Origin of the sequence: Paenibacillus sp. F4 (assembly GCF_002894905.1) — a bacterium.
Classification (GTDB): Bacteria; Bacillota; Bacilli; order Paenibacillales; family Paenibacillaceae; genus Paenibacillus; species Paenibacillus polymyxa_B.
Window position 1 is genome coordinate 48,306 of sequence record NZ_POVS01000004.1, and the last position, 15,490, is coordinate 63,795.

A 15,490-nucleotide genomic window follows, 5' to 3' on the forward strand; every position below is an offset into this window, starting at 1 on the left:
CGGTGATTAGGAGTAATAGCTTGTTGCGTGGAATCTTATGGGGTTAATACATATTCTAATAGTATAGCAAGAATGATTATAAAACACAAGTCATTTTTTGTTTTTTGATGATAGACTGGAAAAATGATGGCTAAAATGTCCTTCCCTCGCGAGTTTCTTAATTAAGAATAAGATGATTTTCCATCTATAAATTGCAGATTAAAAGCCGTCCTCGTATTTATGTAAAATGCTCAAGCAAGAAGGTAAACTTTTGATGGTTGGACTCCGATATTGAATACACAAGATATTTTAGAGTGTACGGATGAAAAGAGGGGTAGCAATTTGCCGACCTATAAGCGCTTTATTCAGCATGTTATCCTGAACTATATTATAGGTTCGTTTATCGCTGTATTGTTGGTAGGTATGATTTTTGTATTTTCCACGTTAAATGTAGCCCACTATGAAATTCTGGGTCTTGTTAAAATTATTGCATTTTCCAGCGTTATTATGATTGCTTGTGAAACCATAGTGTTTCGAATGCATTTGAGACCCGTTCATCGTTTTTTTCTAGGTAACCAGGAAACGCTCCAGGATGTAGAAGCGGTGTATATCCGGGTTCATCATCTGCCTAATTTGTCAGTTTTACGTATTGTTGGACCGCATTTGTTAGGCTTCTCTATCCCGGCAACCGTTATTGCGCTATGGATGATACATACTGGACAACTTACTTTTCCCTTTTATTATGTAGGAATCGCCTGTATAGGAGCTTGTCTGGTCGCTTCCATGCACGCACTGGTTGAATTTTTCCTGACCATGAGAGCAATCAAACCGCTTCTGGAGGAAATTCGTGATCGAACCTACCAGCAATATGGATTAAACCTGTCTCTGCGAGGACGAGTCCTGCTATCGCTTCGGCATAAATTTCAGTTAAGTGCGACGCTCATTGGTGCTTTTCCTTTATTTTTATTTTGTTTAGCTACACAGATTCGCCTGGAACGTTGGGAGGCGACGGATTCTAGCTCCTATTGGGCTTGGGCGGGTACGATTTTAATTTTTGGTGTAGCCTTTGCTTATCTGGGCGGCAGGTTGCTGACCCGTGAGATCGAACAGCCGATCCACCATCTGCTGGAAAAAATGAATGAAGTGAAGGAAGGCCGCCTGAACAGTAATGCCAGCGATTTGTATTCGGACGAATTTGCGGAGCTGGTCGAAGGATTTAACATGATGATCGAGGGCCTGAAGGAACGGGAAGAAAAGAACGGTCAGCTATTGGACAGTTACTTCGCCACCTTGGCGGCAGCACTGGATGCGCGAGATGCCTATACCGCAGGACATTCTTTGCGTGTAGCTGAATATTCCGTACTCATTGGGCGCAAGGGAGGTTTGAATGAGACGGACCTCGACTTGCTGCGCAAAACAGCCTTGCTGCATGATATCGGTAAAATCGGCGTGGCTGACGCTGTGCTGCTCAAGGACGGTAAGCTGACGGACGAGGAGTTTGATCAGATTAAAATGCACCCGGTTATGGGAGAGAGCATTCTCCGGCAAGTTGAGCCGGCTTATGCTATGGCCCCTTATTTGCCCGGCGTGCGCTCGCACCATGAGCGTTATGATGGCAAGGGATACCCTGACCAGCTCGCAGGGGAAGATATCCCCTTATTTGGGCGAATCATTGCTGTAGCGGATGCTTATGATGCGATGACGTCTGATCGTCCCTATCGGCAAGGTATGAAGGAAGAGAAGGCGGTTATGATATTGGAGGAGGGAAAGGGAACCCAATGGGACCCTTATTTTGCCGAATTATTTGTCAAAGAGTGGCGCCGGAACAAAGGCATCACAAGCTGACTCTATAGGTATCAGCACTAGGGCGAGCCATTGAGGTTCGCTTTTTTTATATAGGAATGTAAGCATCTTTCGACATGTCGAAAGATGGGGCTTCATGTTATGATGTACAAGAAAGGCAAACGCGGTTAACATAGGCCTGGCATCCAATTTTTTGCGCTATGGGAGTGTGAGTCCATGCAATTTTCAATGATGTTTCTGATGAATTTAGGGATGCTGATTGCCGTTGCCTATGTGGCGAACGTGATTTATAAATATGGTTTGAGTCGTACCTCTTCGCGGTTCAAATATGTCAGCTCGGTGCTGCTAGTGATATTTGGCGGATGGGTCAGCTCTTGCTTTGGTTTTAACTTTAGTGAAACGGTTATTTTTGATCTGCGTTTCGTACCGCTGATTATCGCGGCGTTGGTGTATCCCCGCTCCTATACGCTTATTATTATTGGGGTCGCAATCGGACTTACGAGATTTACCTTCGGCCTGCATACGGCGGCGTGGGTCGGCTTTTTGAATATGAGCATTCTGGGCGTCCTGTGCGCCGGATTGAACTACTGGATGCGCCGTTCCACCTGGCGTTTGATTATCAAGGCATCGGTAACCATTTTAGCGGTTAATATCGTAAATACGTTAAATATTGCCTGTCTAGGCGTCATTCCCTGGCGCTATTATGTAGCGGAGGTTGTTCCTCTTACACTGCCTATCGGCATCGTTCTCAGTTTTTTATTTGCTCTGATTTTACGTGACTTTCAGATGGAGCAGCAGCGGAATCATCAGATTAAGCAGGCGAATGAGTTGTTATCAGAGCAGCGAGATGAGTTGCAGAAGGCAAAGGTCATTCTAGAGGAACGTGCCAAGCAACTGATGATGGCTTCCCAATATAAATCGGATTTTATGGCAACGATGTCGCATGAGTTACGTACACCTCTTAACAGCATCATTAATCTGGCGCAAATTATCAATGAGCAGGGAAAAGAGCTGGATGAGGACGAGCTAGACCAGTACAGTGATCTAATTTATGCCTCCGGGCATGATTTGCTCCAATTGATCAACGACATTCTGGACCTATCCAAGGTCGAGGCTGGGCACATGGAAATCGTAAGTGAGCCAGTCAGTGTACGTGAGATTGCGCAGGTGATGATGATGCATTTTGAAGTCACAGCGAAGGATAAAAATCTGGAATTCAGCTTGAAGGAGCATGAGCCTATACCGAATGAAATCCGGTCTGATTCCAAACGCGTACAGCAAATTTTGCGTAATCTGTTGTCCAATGCCTTTAAGTTCACTCATGAAGGACGTGTATTGCTGGAAATCAGCACACAACATCTGGATCGAAAGGGACAGGAGGGAGATTGGGTTGTATTTGCTGTAAAAGATACGGGCATCGGCATTTCCAAGCTTCAGCAGCATGTTATTTTTGAGGCATTCCAGCAGGCGAACGGTTCCATTAATCGTAAATATGGAGGAACTGGGTTGGGATTGTCCATCAGCCGTGATTTTTCCCGCTTGTTGGGCGGGTTTATCCGTCTGGAGAGTGAGGAGGGCAAGGGAAGTACATTTTCCCTGTACCTACCGATGTGTCCGTCCAAAAGCAAGGAGGCGGACGAACAGCCGTTTAAATTAACCTAATCGCAATTGTAGGAGCAGGAGCGCTATGGCACAAAGGAGGTCTATCATGGAACGCAAAGCGGTCGTTGTGGGTGCAACAGGGCTTGTCGGGGGTTATGTTGTACGAGAGCTGCTGGTGCAAAAGGAATACAACCGCGTCATGGTTATGGGCAGACGTCCATTGGACATCAAGCATCCCAAGCTGGAGCAGGCGCTCATCGATTGGGAACAGCCGCAGAAAGCGGCGTTCGCCTTCGAAGGGGTGGATGATGTTTTTTGCTGTCTTGGGACAACGATGAAAAAGGCGGGCTCCAAGGAGCAGTTCCGTCAGGTGGATCTGGACTACCCGGTGCTGACAGCCCAGTTGGGCAAAGAAGCTGGAGCGGTACAGATGCTTGCGGTCTCTGCGATGGGCGCCGATCCAGACTCACGCGTGTTTTATAATCGCACCAAGGGTGAGGCTGAAGAGGCGCTTGCTGCTGTCGGAGTGCCTGCGCTGCATTTGTTCCGTCCGTCGCTGATTTTGGGCGCGAGACCTGAACGACGTTTGGGTGAAGCCGCTGCCGCTGTTGTCATGAAAGCGCTGGACGGTCTGATGACGGGCAAGCTCGCTTCCTACCGCGCCATCCCGGCCCCGGTCATCGCACGAGCCATGGTACGAATTGCTCTCGCACAGGCGAGCGGCGTACATATTTATCCGAACGACATCATTCGAGTCATCGGTGCAGAACTAACATCCGATGATGAGAAATCCGGTACAGGAACGGCTCCTGATGAGAATATGTAAAACCACAGCTAGGGTTAAAAATGACAATAACGCTGCTGCTGCCCGATGATTCGGACAACAGCGGCGTTATTTGTGTTTTATTGGCGGTTTGTATGTTGCGACACATCTATCGTAATCTCTAATTCATCAATATAATGTCGTGTCCAGTTGCCATTAGCATCGAGTAGGGCACTACCTCCTGGTTGTGTTGGCAATATATAAGGCTTGAAAATGATCTTCTGGGGAGTGTCCACAAAAGGAGTAAACAGGGTGATCATTTTGCTGTCACGTTCTTTGGTAAGGGGAACTCCAGAGCCGCTCAGGAGCTGGAGTTCTCTTCCCTGCTCGTCGAATATAGCATACTCAAGCATATCCAATTCCTTTTTGGTGTACTGGATCGTGTGGCCGTTTTTGATGTACTTGTATTCTCGCTCCACAGTGTAATCATCCGGCATATGTGCAATATCGGTCAGCATTTTGAACGACGTTGTGATCTTGGTCGTGATGGGTGTAATTTCTACCTTTTCTGCCGTAAATGCAAGATACGGATTAGACTTGCTCATTTGCAGCTGAAGAATCTTGTTATTTATTTTAGTTTTGTGAACCGTGGTTTGTATGCGAAACGGCTCGGACACACCTTTTAACTTGGCATATACCTCTAGCTCAAACTGATCTGGTAAGGCGGGTTTACCACTGGCAGGGTCACGCATATACGCAATCAGCATAGAATTACTATCTTTGCCTGGGCGGCCATACATGAAATTAAAGGCGCCATTATTGCTATTGACCGATGTCCCATTGATGAACAGGTCCACTTTCTCCAGAATGTCCTCTTCGGGCAGTCCTTGCGTTTGGATCGTCGGATATAGGGTTTGATGTTGTGAATCTCCGCCGCTCTTTTCCAACGCCACGACCAAGCGTGTCCCGTCAAATATGATTTGTGGTACCTTTAATGTAATACCGCTATGGATAACACTGAGATTCGAGGAAGTTGCCAACCCTTTCTGATCCGCGGTTTGCAGCCCGAGATCCCCAGCAAGCTTGAACACGCTGTCTACAAGGGGAACCTGTTTCAATGATTCTGCCATTGTAGGCGAAACAAAGGCGCTACCAATGATCATAACGCTAATGACAGCCGCAGAAGCAGCGGCAATTGCGGTCCCCCGGAGAAATTTTTTGCCCGGTCGATGTAAGGAAGGAGACTTGGATAACGGATCCACATCCGATTCCATTTGTGTGTAAAATGCATCTAAGCGTTCTCTTACCAAATCGGGAATCATTACCGTGTCTGCGTCCAAGTTTTCTTTTTCTGATTGTAATTTCCGATCCAGCTCTTGATTCTGTTTCTCAATCTCTGAAGGGCTCATTGAAAGGTCACCTTCCTTTCTCCACGATTTTGTAGCAGGTCCATTAATGTTCTGCGAGCACGGTGTAATCGTGTTTTGACGGCCCCCTCTGATATATCCAGTACCTCTGATATTTCTCTGATCGGCATATCCCGCAAATAGTGCAGGGAAATTACGGTTCGCATGGATTCCTCCAAATGGTCGATGGCCTCGCGCAGTTCGATTTTTTCATATCCGCCCGAGGTGGAGGGTTCCTGCACAAATTCCGCCACGGGTAAGATCCGTTTTTGCTTGCGGATAATGAGATGGCACTCATTAATGAGGATACGAAGCAGCCATGTTTTAAAATAGCGAGGTTCACGCAGCTCACCCAGAGCCTGGTATGCTTTGAGCATCGCTTCTTGCATCGCGTCCGCGCAATCCTCATTGCTGCGAAGAATGGAACGCGCCATGCCATACATATCGGATTCCATAAGTTTCATCAAGGCGACGAATGCCTTGCGGTCTCCCTGCCTTGCTTGGTGTAAGCTTGTTTCGAGATTCAAAGGATGGTGCTCCTTTCCCGTTTATACTAGCTATGATCATTGTACCTGTATCTGGATTTGTAGAATTTATTTTGTAGCAGGTTATAGGAGTTAGATGATACATAGGTGCTAAAGGTTACAGCGGGAATAAAAAAATATAGTACCTTCCCAATGGGGTGTCTTAAAAGAAGCCCAGTGCGTTAATCCGTCGCACGGAATAGTGGCTTTGGACTGCACATGCTATAATACGGTGAACCAGTATCAGGAAGGAGAATCCAACCCTTATGAAAAAAACAATTGCTACTGAAAAAGCACCTGGTGCTATCGGCCCTTATAGCCAAGCGGTAGAGGCAGGCGGGTTTATTTACACCTCGGGACAGCTTGGACTGAATCCGGCAACAGGTGAGTTTGGTAAGGATGTACAGGAGCAGGCGCGCCTGTCCTTGAGCAACGTACAAGCCATTCTGGAAGCGGCAGGCAGCAACATGAATCAGGTCGTGAAAGCGACTGTATTCCTGAAGGACATGAACGATTTTGTCAGCGTCAATGAGGTGTACAGTTCTTTCTTTGAACAACCCTACCCAGCACGCAGTGCAGTGGAGGTAGCTCGTCTGCCCAAGGATGCACTGGTAGAGATTGAAGTCATTGCATTGAAGGGCGAATAGTCTGAAAGGTCCGTTCATAAAATAAAAAGTTTGTATGGCAACCGGGTGTCCCTACTATAGAGGCACCCGGTTGCTCAAATTTAATGTGTTTTGTTTTTTTTTGAATACAGAGTGGAGGTGGAGATGATTAAAAAAATAATTTTCACTGGTGGAGGCTCTTCAGGACATGTAGCAGTAAACCTAGCTTTGATTCCTCACTTACTGGAACAACATTGGAGTGTCCAATACATAGGCTCTGAACAAGGGATTGAAAGAAAATTGATTTCTGGACTAGAAGACGTGTGTTATTTTAGCATCTCAACTGGGAAATTACGCAGATATTTTGATTGGAATAATTTTAAGGACCCTTTTAAAGTACTGAAGGGGATTTCTCAAGCGTACCGGATTATAAGAAAAGAAAAACCGGATGTTATTTTTTCAAAAGGCGGGTTTGTTTCGGTTCCTGTGGTATTGGCTGGGTGGTTGAATAAAGTCCCTGTAATCATTCATGAATCAGATATTACCCCTGGATTAGCTAATAAGATTTCCAGCACATTTGCTACAGAAATTTGTACTACCTTTCCTGAAACCACTCAGTACTTTCGCTCTAAGCATACCCGGTATGTAGGTGCTATTGTGAGAGATGAACTAAAAGATGGGGAGGCAGCTAAAGGTTTGACCTATTGCGGATTTACTCGAAATAAGCCGATCATTTTGATCATGGGTGGGAGTTTAGGCTCCAAGAAGATCAATGAGATGGTCTGGATGAATTTAGAGGCTTTGCTCGTTCATTTTCAAATCGTGCATATTTGTGGTAAAGACCAAGTGAATCATTCCATTCATATGCATGGCTACAAGCAAGTTGAATACATAAACGATGAACTGGCGGATGTTATGGCGATGGCAGATATGGTTGTTTCTAGGGCGGGTTCAAATTCCATTTTTGAATTCTTGACGCTGCGGAAGCCGATGCTATTGATCCCTCTTTCAAAGGCGGTTAGCCGGGGAGATCAAATTCTAAATGCAAAATCATTTAAAGCGCAAGGCTTTTGTGAGTTTTTAGAAGAAGAAGAGTTGGAATCTGAACGATTTGTTGACATGATTCTTCGTTTGTATGAAAAAAGGTCGGATTATATTATCAATATGAAGAAAACAAATGCAGATCACTCGACAAGCAAGCTTATAGATTTGATCAAAATCTATACCTAATCACATGGTTAAAATGAATAAACAAAGCAAGCGAGCTTGGGCTAGATGATTCAGACCCAAACTCGCTTGTTCTGGCTAGGAGATCATATTCGTTTTCTTTAATCTCGGTCTCGATTACGGGCAAAGAATAGCCATAGCGCGTACACCAGAATGATTGCCGCCAAGATCAATGCGGCCAGCCGTACATTTTCATTGTTCGGATGCTCGACGGCGATGGCGACATAGGCCCATACAAATACGAGAGGATAAATGCTGTCGCGATAAGGGAAGCTGACCATGATGGCCAATACGGTGCCGATGAGCAGGATAATGATCGCCCATGTCGTATCGCTCAGTCCCCAGCCACTCCATTCATTCTTTTTTAGTGCCACTGCAATGTTGATAATAGTAGCAACAGATACCCAACCGAGGTTCAGGCTGAACGGTAGCTTGACGAACCACATTTCTCCGCGGGTTGGCTGCGGCGTGCGGGTACGTACATACACGACGCCCAAGGAAAGCAAGTATAGAATAATGACGATGACGCACAGTTCTACGTATACATACTGCCAGAGGAAAATCCAGATGATATTGAAGAGACAGCTTAAAATAAAGAAAATACCGATGGACTGAACGCTTGTCTTGGCTTGTCCTGTAGGTGTAGCTTGGTACACGACAAAGCAGGCGAGCAGTATGTAGATGACCGACCAGATGGAAAAAGCGTAACCCGCTGGTGTGATCAAGGTTGGGTACATGTTGGATACAGCAGCAGTGCTTCTGCCGCCGATAAGAAGTGTAGAAGCCAAAATGTTAACGAGAATGACAGCGATAAATGCAATAATATTCCACCATTTATACGGATGGCTTCGTGACATAGGGATATCTCCTCCTCAACGAATGATGATCCAAAAATGACCGACTGGTCACAATCTTCTATTATGAATATACCCACTTTGCTTTCGAATATGTCCTAACCGGAAAAAGTTTCTTGATCCCGGTAAAATCATAAAAAGTTGTATGTATATGCAGTCATATGTAGTACAATGGTGAAAATTTTAAGCACTATATAAGCTGAATTTCCACAAATTCAAATTATATAGAAGTAAGGAGATAAGTAGAATGAATGGCTTGGAGAAAGTAGGGAAATTTGTAGGAGGAACCTTTTCCATCTGGGTACTTTTATTTGCATGCTTGGGATTTTTCTTTCCTGCGGCGTTTACAGGGTTAAAAGGATACATACAGTTATTTTTGGGCATTGTCATGTTCGGGATGGGGCTGACTTTATCTGCGGCTGACTTTCGTGAAGTATTCCGGCGTCCAGTGGATGTGGCTATTGGCGTGGTCGGGCATTATCTGATTATGCCGTTTCTGGCCTTTGGATTGGCATTAGTATTGCAGCTGCCACCGGATATTGCGGTAGGTGTCATTTTGGTAGGCTGCTGCCCGAGTGGAACCGCGTCCAACGTAATGACGCTCTTATCCAAAGGCGACGTGGCATTGGGAGTATCGATTGCTTCGGTGTCGACGCTGATTGCTCCACTGGCTACCCCGGCCATGATTAACCTGCTTGCTGGACGTTGGATGAATATTGATGCGAAGTCGCTGATCATGGATATTCTCATCGTGGTTATTGTCCCCATTGTGCTGGGTGTTATCGTCAAATCGCTATTTCGCAAACAGGCAGAAGCCAGTGTCCAGGCGCTGCCGCTTATATCAACACTGGTGATTATGCTCATCGTGGCTATTGTGATTGCAGGCAGCAAAGGCAAGATTTTGGAGACAGGTCCGATTATTTTTGGTGTGGTTATTTTGCATAACGGTATCGGGTTCCTGCTTGGATATTGGTTTGCCAAGCTGTTCGGCATGGATCTTTCCAAGCGTAAAGCTGTTACGCTGGAAACGGGAATGCAGAATTCCGGACTGGGCGCTGCGCTGGCAGCAGCTCATTTTAACCCGATTGCTGCTGTACCGAGTGCGATTTTTAGCGTGTGGCATAATATTTCCGGCTCGTTGCTCGCGACTTGGTTTTCCCGCCGGGAGGAGAAGAAGAAAGGCACAGCCGGGAAGCATTAAGCTTTGTTAGTTTCTTGTGCCAAGTGGCTACGGTTCAGCTTTTTCGAACAGTTTAGGGAAGGTCAGAAAGGATAGATTTGACTTTATAGTTGCGGATCATTATACTGTGGTTATTATAACCACTGTATTTAAGTAAGCAACAGTAGTTTGAGTTCGTTGTGGAAGGAAAACTGCATCGAATTCATATTCGGCTTCATGCTTAACAGCCTTATATTATCTGATCTGATTTAAACTGAAGGAGAGAGAACGAATGAACCCAAAATATAATTCTCTATTTGAAGCTTTTACCCTGCCATCCGGTGTTACGTTGAAGAACCGTATTACCATGGCACCTATGACTAACTTTGCTTCCCACGAAAATGGTGAAGTCAGTGACGAGGAACTGGCATACTACCGTGAACGCTCCGGTGGTGTGGGCGCGGTTATTACCGCTTGTGTGTATGTAACTCCAGATGGCAAAGGCTTTGTCAATGAGTTCGGTGCGGACAAGGATGAAATGATTCCGAGCCTGCGTCGTCTAGCGGATACGATTCATCAGGAGGGCGCGAAAGCGATCCTGCAAATTTATCATGGTGGCCGCCTGTGTCCACCAGATCAAATTCCAGATGGACAGCCGATCAGTGCAAGCGCAGTAGCCGAGGAAAAAGAAGGCGCGCCTGTACCGCGTGAAATGACATCCGATGATATCCACCGCGTCATCCGTGCCTATGGCGAAGCAACTCGTCGTGCGATTGAAGCAGGCTATGATGGTGTGGAGCTTCACGGAGCGAACGGTTACCTGGTGCAACAGTTCTTCTCCCCGCACTCCAACCGTCGTACCGATGAATGGGGAGGAAGTGTTGAAAAAAGACTGACCTTCCCGCTGGCGATTGTTCACGAAGTGAAGAAAGTGATCGCAGAACATGCAAAGCGGCCATTCATCTTTGGATACCGCTTGTCTCCTGAGGAAGGACACACACCAGGCATTACGCTGGATGATACGATGGTGCTTGTAGACCGTCTGGCGGATCAAGGGCTGGATTACCTGCACATTTCCGTGAATCATTTCTTTGGTGGTTCGTTCCGCGACCGTAGTGACGAACGGTCACGTACCGTTCTCATCCATGAGAAGGTAGGTAACCGTGTGCCGATTATGGGAGTCGGGTCGCTGAATACACCGGACGAGGCGATTGCAGCACTGGAGACAGGTGTACCGCTTGTATCGCTGGGACGTCCGCTTTTGATGGAGCCGCAATGGGTTCAGAAGGTGCAAAACGGCACAGAAGATACCATTCGCACGACATTATCCAAGCAAGCCCAGCAGGAGCTAGTCATTCCTGACTACTTGTGGGGTGCGTTGACGACCCTTCCAGGCTGGATGCCTGTTACGGACTAAATTTTGAATGATGGAGATACCCTAGGCTGCTCTCATGCACCTGGGGTATTTTCTTGTCTCGTGACCGTGAACACAATAATATAGGAATAACTGAGAAAGAAGGAAAATGACAATGTTACATAAAGCTAATGGCGCCATTTTGATAAAGTCCACCCATCCGGGGCTACAGATTCGACTGTTACAAGTAAGTGATGCAGCACGTTTATTAGAGATCAGACGTGAAAATTTTGATTTCTTCAAACCGTTCGAGCCAGAACGACCTGAAATTTACTTTACGCTGGAGGAACAGGCGCGTCTGATTTCTAACGGTTTGGAAGCGGCACAAGCCGGACAAGGGTATACGTTTGGACTTTTTTTGCCGGAAAATGATAAGCTGATTGGCAGAATGGAGCTGTCGGGTATCGCTAGAGGTCCCTTTCAAAACGCCAATCTGGGCTACTTTGTAGATCCCGCTTACCATGGACAGGGCTATGCTACTTCCGCTGTGAAGGATATTGTGCGCTACGCCCTAAATGAGTTGGAATTACACCGTATTCAAGCAGGAGTGATGCCAAGAAATGCGCCTTCCAATCGAGTGATGGAAAAGGCAGGATTTCGCCGCGAAGGGCTGGCTCTCAACTATTTGAAGATTAATGGTGTGTGGGAAGATCACGTGTTGTATGCGGTCACGGCTGAGGATTTGCAGAATGGCGTTTTCTGAATTCGCCAGGCGTGACCCCCTCCAGTTTTTTGAACACCTTGCCAAAATATTTTTCATCCTGATACCCGACCATACCGGCAATATGATGAAGGCGCAGCTTGTCATTCAGCAGCAATAGCTTTGCCTTGCTCATCCTGATCTGACACAAATAGTCCGACAGATTAACCCCGTACTCCTGCTTGAATTTACGAGAAATATATTCCCGACTGAGATAAAAGCGGCTCGCCATATCCTGTAGAGAAATGTCCTCGTCGTAGTGTGCATCCAGATAGCGGGCAATATCACGGATGGTCGGGTTGTTTGGGCTATGGCTTGGTGTAAGTGCCTGACCGGCTGCCAGCAGTCGGTTTTCAACCTGTCTTTGCCATAAGGGCAGGGAAAGCATGCCACGGTTGTCGATCGGCAATGCATGAATGGAGCCGGACTCATCTGTCAGTTCCTCGCCATCGGTATCTCCAGGTCTGTCATTCAGCCAGCGGGCCAGCATCCAGTCCAACTCCTGATTCCAACTGGCTAGCTGCTCTGCTGTCACCGAAGGCAGCTCGGCTACGGCTGCTATCCAGTGGCCTACCGCTATCGACACATGATTGGCATTACAGCTGAGCGCACTAAGTCGCAGTTCCTCTTCCATCTCAGGCAACTGGGGAAGACGAGTGCTCTGCCGTGTCTGGGAACTCTGGTGCATCCAGTCGGCGGTTTGCAACACATCCCGTTTCCACAACGCTTGCCGTGCCTCTTGGTAGGCAGTGGCTGCCGCTATGGGAAAAGCGCCAAAAGAGCCAAAAGAGCCAACCCCGATGTGCATGTAACACCGCAAAGCCGTTTTGATCCCTGTGTGAATATCCTGCAAGAGCAGCGGCCAACGAGATGGCTCGCCCCAATATAGCAGAATAATTTCGTCCATACGCTCCAGATGACGGAATGCAATTCCGGTTTGAGAAGTTCCAAGAAATTCGTTACAGATGTTAATCAGGGAAAAGCTCAAAAGCGCACGACGCGTTTTATATTTGTCCAGTATATCGGCATCCAGCTGCGTTGTACTCATCACAGCTGCATTACATATCTGAATAACTGCGGGAAGACGTAACTCCTCACGTAAGGGCGTAATGGAAAGAGGGGTACTCGCTATACCGGAAACGATCTCAGTCAGGAGCTTATCAGCATAGTGCGGCCTCATCCGGTTGACCTCCATGGCCTGCATCGTCTGCCTATTTCGGTCTTGCTCCGCTGTCCGCCAGGCTTGAGTGGCTTTATTTAGAGCCTCGTTAATCTCCACTGGATCTACGGGCTTAAGAATATAGTCCATGCCTCCCCGGCGGATGACCTGTCGAACCAAGTCAAAATCATCATAACCACTGACCACCACAACTCTGGTTGCTGGGGAATTCACTTGAATCCACTCCATCAGTGCTACTCCATCCTTGCCGGGCATCCGCATATCCGTAAGTACAACGGGTGGGGAAAGGGCGGTAATGACCTCAATCGCCTGATCGCCCGACTCAGCTTCAATTACCTCGCTCACACCGCACGCTTCCCAATGTACGAGCATCCGAATGGCATGGCGTACATGCTTCTCATCATCCACAATCAGGACTTTCATTGATAGATCACTCTCCCTTAATATGAATTTCCGTGGGGACTTCAGTACGAATTTCGAGTGTATAACGGACGCCATGAGGCAGAATGTTGTCTACGCACAGGGTGTTAGATCCATCCTCCGAGTGAAGCTGAATACGCAATAGAACATTACGAAGGCCAATGGAGTCCTGCTCGCTAGTGTCCGGCTCCTCGTAGGCTTTCAGCGGACGTTTTAACATATGCTGGAGCTGCTCCAACTCGGCCTGTGGAATGGAAATTCCGTTATTTTCCACGGTTATTTTCACAATACCTTCCCGGATTCGGCTGCCTGTAATGCGAACTTCACCGGGCCCCAGCCGGGGATCGGCACCGTGTTTAAAGTAGTTTTCCACCAACGGTTGGAGAATCATTTTAGGCACCCGATCATTCAGGACCTCATCTTCCCACTGGTAAGTGACCTCTAATTGCTCACCGAAGCGTTCCTTTTGTAAATCAAGATATTGTTTTACATGTTCGGCTTCTTCCTTGAGTGTAACGACCGTATGGTCCCGCATGTTATAGCGCAGCATTTTGGCAAGGGAAGAGAGCAGAGAATAAATTCGCGGCACCTCATGCTGTAGAGCCAGGGTTCCAATTGATTGTAGCGTATTATATAAAAAATGAGGATTAATCTGTGCTTGAAGCGCTTTCAACTGATGTGTCTTATTAGCCAGCTCCAGCTTGTATTCCCGCAAAATGAGGTTATTGATGGTATCCATCATCTGTCTGAAACGGCGCGACAGTACTCCGATCTCATCGTTACTCATGGCCCGAATGTCTACATCCAGTTGACCGGACTGAATCTGGTTTATGTAGCGAGTCAGTCGCTTAATAGGTTCCGTGATTTTTATCGAAATCCATAACGTGGCAACAATGACAAGTAGCAACGCTGCACCTGTAATGACCGCATTGATCTGAGTCAGGCGGGTAGCCCGTAAATACAGCGTACGATGTGGAATTTTCTTGACGAGCGTCCAGCCTGATAGGTTGGCATCCAGCTTGCCGTACACGTGCAGTGCCGTATCATCCTCAATCACTCCGTGCTCGTCTTCTTTAGAAATTCGATTGAGCAGGTCAGATTCCTTCCAGTGTGTTCCAATCGCTGCTTCTTTTCCGCTATATATGATTGTTCCGTTCCGATCGATCAAAAACAGATCTTCTGTATCCGCATCATACAATTGACGGCAAATACTGCGCAGTGGCTCCAGATCAACATCTATAGCCAGTACCCCAAGCGTCTCTGAGGCAGGAATGTTCCGAATCGCCCGATGAAGTGTAAATACCTGCCGCTTTGTGCTGTGCTCCGCATAGGAAACCGCCGAAAAGCCGTACAAATGCTTCATGTGCGAAGGCTGTATGAATAGTCCAGAAGGGCCGTAATGAATAGAACCGGTAAAGGGCTCCAGTCGGAATTCTCGTAGAGGGACTGTACTGGTAATCAACGTGGATTGCCCAGCCTCAAAAGAATGCAAATACACTTGGTCAATGCCTGACGAAGCATTCATCATCGTTTGCAGCGTGGTGTAAATTTCAGCGACGGCCCGGTAATCATCCGGAATTTTGGCCAGATTACGCAGAAAATGGGGGTCATTATAGACTCCGATGGACGCGCGATTCAGCCCCTGTAAATAGTTATCCAGATTCGTAATTCCCTGAAAAATAAGCCGTTCATTTTCTTGTGTGGCCTGCTCCCGCAAGGATTGCTTGGTGAGAACGAAGGTCATAGTCATCGACAGCAGCAGCGGCAGAGTGACCGCAATGAGCAAAAACCAGATCAGGCGGGAACGAATACTGTGAAATTTCATGCAGTGAGCTCCTTTCACAATTCAAGGCG

General features: G+C 47.0%; 13 protein-coding genes. 8 read left to right on the top strand and 5 right to left on the bottom strand.

Going from position 1 to position 15,490, the window contains the following annotated elements:
* Nucleotides 1-321: 321 nt before the first annotated feature.
* The 3 genes from C1T21_RS00910 to C1T21_RS00920 all read left to right on the top strand — a co-directional run bounded on the left by C1T21_RS00910 (nucleotide 322) and on the right by C1T21_RS00920 (nucleotide 4,210).
* Nucleotides 322-1,824, top strand: a complete 1,503-nt coding sequence (locus C1T21_RS00910; protein WP_103046839.1) for an HD-GYP domain-containing protein — start codon at nucleotides 322-324, stop codon at nucleotides 1,822-1,824.
* Nucleotides 1,825-1,998: 174 nt separating this feature from the next.
* Complete coding sequence (locus C1T21_RS00915; protein ID WP_103046840.1) at nucleotides 1,999-3,444, top strand: ATP-binding protein; 1,446 nt, start codon at nucleotides 1,999-2,001, stop codon at nucleotides 3,442-3,444.
* Nucleotides 3,445-3,490: 46 nt separating this feature from the next.
* Entirely contained in the window at nucleotides 3,491-4,210 is a 720-nt protein-coding gene (locus tag C1T21_RS00920; RefSeq protein ID WP_103046841.1) for an NAD(P)H-binding protein, read from the top strand.
* A gap of 77 nt (nucleotides 4,211-4,287) precedes the next feature.
* Here C1T21_RS00920 and C1T21_RS00925 read toward each other — a convergent pair whose 3' ends face one another.
* On the bottom strand, nucleotides 4,288-5,556 hold the full coding sequence (locus C1T21_RS00925) for a DUF4179 domain-containing protein (protein ID WP_103046842.1): 1,269 nt from the start codon (nucleotides 5,554-5,556) through the stop codon (nucleotides 4,288-4,290).
* On the bottom strand, nucleotides 5,553-6,080 hold the full coding sequence (locus C1T21_RS00930; RefSeq protein WP_103046843.1) for an RNA polymerase sigma factor: 528 nt from the start codon (nucleotides 6,078-6,080) through the stop codon (nucleotides 5,553-5,555). The genes C1T21_RS00925 and C1T21_RS00930 overlap by 4 nt, the downstream gene beginning before the upstream one ends.
* Nucleotides 6,081-6,343: 263 nt before the next feature.
* Here C1T21_RS00930 and C1T21_RS00935 point away from each other — a divergent pair, with 263 nt between their 5' ends.
* Nucleotides 6,344-6,724: a RidA family protein gene (locus tag C1T21_RS00935; RefSeq protein WP_013308546.1), complete on the top strand. Its 381-nt coding sequence runs from the start codon at nucleotides 6,344-6,346 to the stop codon at nucleotides 6,722-6,724.
* A 123-nt stretch (nucleotides 6,725-6,847) separates the two neighbouring features.
* Nucleotides 6,848-7,912 carry an undecaprenyldiphospho-muramoylpentapeptide beta-N-acetylglucosaminyltransferase gene (locus tag C1T21_RS00940; protein ID WP_103046844.1) on the top strand — a complete coding sequence of 355 codons (1,065 nt, stop codon included), beginning with the start codon at nucleotides 6,848-6,850 and terminating at the stop codon, nucleotides 7,910-7,912.
* Nucleotides 7,913-8,010: 98 nt separating this feature from the next.
* Here C1T21_RS00940 and C1T21_RS00945 read toward each other — a convergent pair whose 3' ends face one another.
* On the bottom strand, nucleotides 8,011-8,766 hold the full coding sequence (locus tag C1T21_RS00945) for a TspO/MBR family protein (RefSeq protein WP_103046845.1): 756 nt from the start codon (nucleotides 8,764-8,766) through the stop codon (nucleotides 8,011-8,013).
* Between the two features lie 244 nt (nucleotides 8,767-9,010).
* Between C1T21_RS00945 and C1T21_RS00950 the strand changes: the two genes are divergently transcribed.
* From C1T21_RS00950 to C1T21_RS00960, 3 genes are all read left to right on the top strand, one after another.
* Nucleotides 9,011-9,964, top strand: a complete 954-nt coding sequence (locus tag C1T21_RS00950) for a bile acid:sodium symporter family protein (RefSeq protein ID WP_103046846.1) — start codon at nucleotides 9,011-9,013, stop codon at nucleotides 9,962-9,964.
* Nucleotides 9,965-10,214: 250 nt separating this feature from the next.
* Entirely contained in the window at nucleotides 10,215-11,339 is a 1,125-nt protein-coding gene (locus C1T21_RS00955) for an NADH-dependent flavin oxidoreductase (RefSeq protein WP_103046847.1), read from the top strand.
* Nucleotides 11,340-11,451: 112 nt separating this feature from the next.
* Nucleotides 11,452-12,039 carry a GNAT family N-acetyltransferase gene (locus tag C1T21_RS00960; RefSeq protein ID WP_076158775.1) on the top strand — a complete coding sequence of 196 codons (588 nt, stop codon included), beginning with the start codon at nucleotides 11,452-11,454 and terminating at the stop codon, nucleotides 12,037-12,039.
* On the opposite strand, the gene C1T21_RS00965 is transcribed toward C1T21_RS00960, so the two are convergent.
* Both C1T21_RS00965 and C1T21_RS00970 read right to left on the bottom strand, forming a co-directional pair.
* Nucleotides 12,005-13,639 carry a response regulator transcription factor gene (locus C1T21_RS00965; protein WP_103046848.1) on the bottom strand — a complete coding sequence of 545 codons (1,635 nt, stop codon included), beginning with the start codon at nucleotides 13,637-13,639 and terminating at the stop codon, nucleotides 12,005-12,007. The genes C1T21_RS00960 and C1T21_RS00965 overlap by 35 nt on opposite strands.
* 7 nt (nucleotides 13,640-13,646) lie before the next feature.
* Nucleotides 13,647-15,461: a sensor histidine kinase gene (locus C1T21_RS00970; RefSeq protein ID WP_103046849.1), complete on the bottom strand. Its 1,815-nt coding sequence runs from the start codon at nucleotides 15,459-15,461 to the stop codon at nucleotides 13,647-13,649.
* Nucleotides 15,462-15,490: the final 29 nt, after the last annotated feature.

Bases quoted from the DNA above. Each gene is read 5' to 3' on its own strand.
- C1T21_RS00915 (WP_103046840.1), top strand. From the start codon at position 1,999: ATGCAATTTTCAATGATGTTTCTGATGAATTTAGGGATGCTGATTGCC.
- C1T21_RS00920 (WP_103046841.1), top strand. From the start codon at position 3,491: ATGGAACGCAAAGCGGTCGTTGTGGGTGCAACAGGGCTTGTCGGGGGT.
- C1T21_RS00925 (WP_103046842.1), bottom strand. From the start codon at position 5,556: ATGAGCCCTTCAGAGATTGAGAAACAGAATCAAGAGCTGGATCGGAAA.
- C1T21_RS00935 (WP_013308546.1), top strand. From the start codon at position 6,344: ATGAAAAAAACAATTGCTACTGAAAAAGCACCTGGTGCTATCGGCCCT.
- C1T21_RS00940 (WP_103046844.1), top strand. From the start codon at position 6,848: ATGATTAAAAAAATAATTTTCACTGGTGGAGGCTCTTCAGGACATGTA.
- C1T21_RS00945 (WP_103046845.1), bottom strand. From the start codon at position 8,766: ATGTCACGAAGCCATCCGTATAAATGGTGGAATATTATTGCATTTATC.
- C1T21_RS00950 (WP_103046846.1), top strand. From the start codon at position 9,011: ATGAATGGCTTGGAGAAAGTAGGGAAATTTGTAGGAGGAACCTTTTCC.
- C1T21_RS00955 (WP_103046847.1), top strand. From the start codon at position 10,215: ATGAACCCAAAATATAATTCTCTATTTGAAGCTTTTACCCTGCCATCC.
- C1T21_RS00960 (WP_076158775.1), top strand. From the start codon at position 11,452: ATGTTACATAAAGCTAATGGCGCCATTTTGATAAAGTCCACCCATCCG.
- C1T21_RS00965 (WP_103046848.1), bottom strand. From the start codon at position 13,639: ATGAAAGTCCTGATTGTGGATGATGAGAAGCATGTACGCCATGCCATT.
- C1T21_RS00970 (WP_103046849.1), bottom strand. From the start codon at position 15,461: ATGAAATTTCACAGTATTCGTTCCCGCCTGATCTGGTTTTTGCTCATT.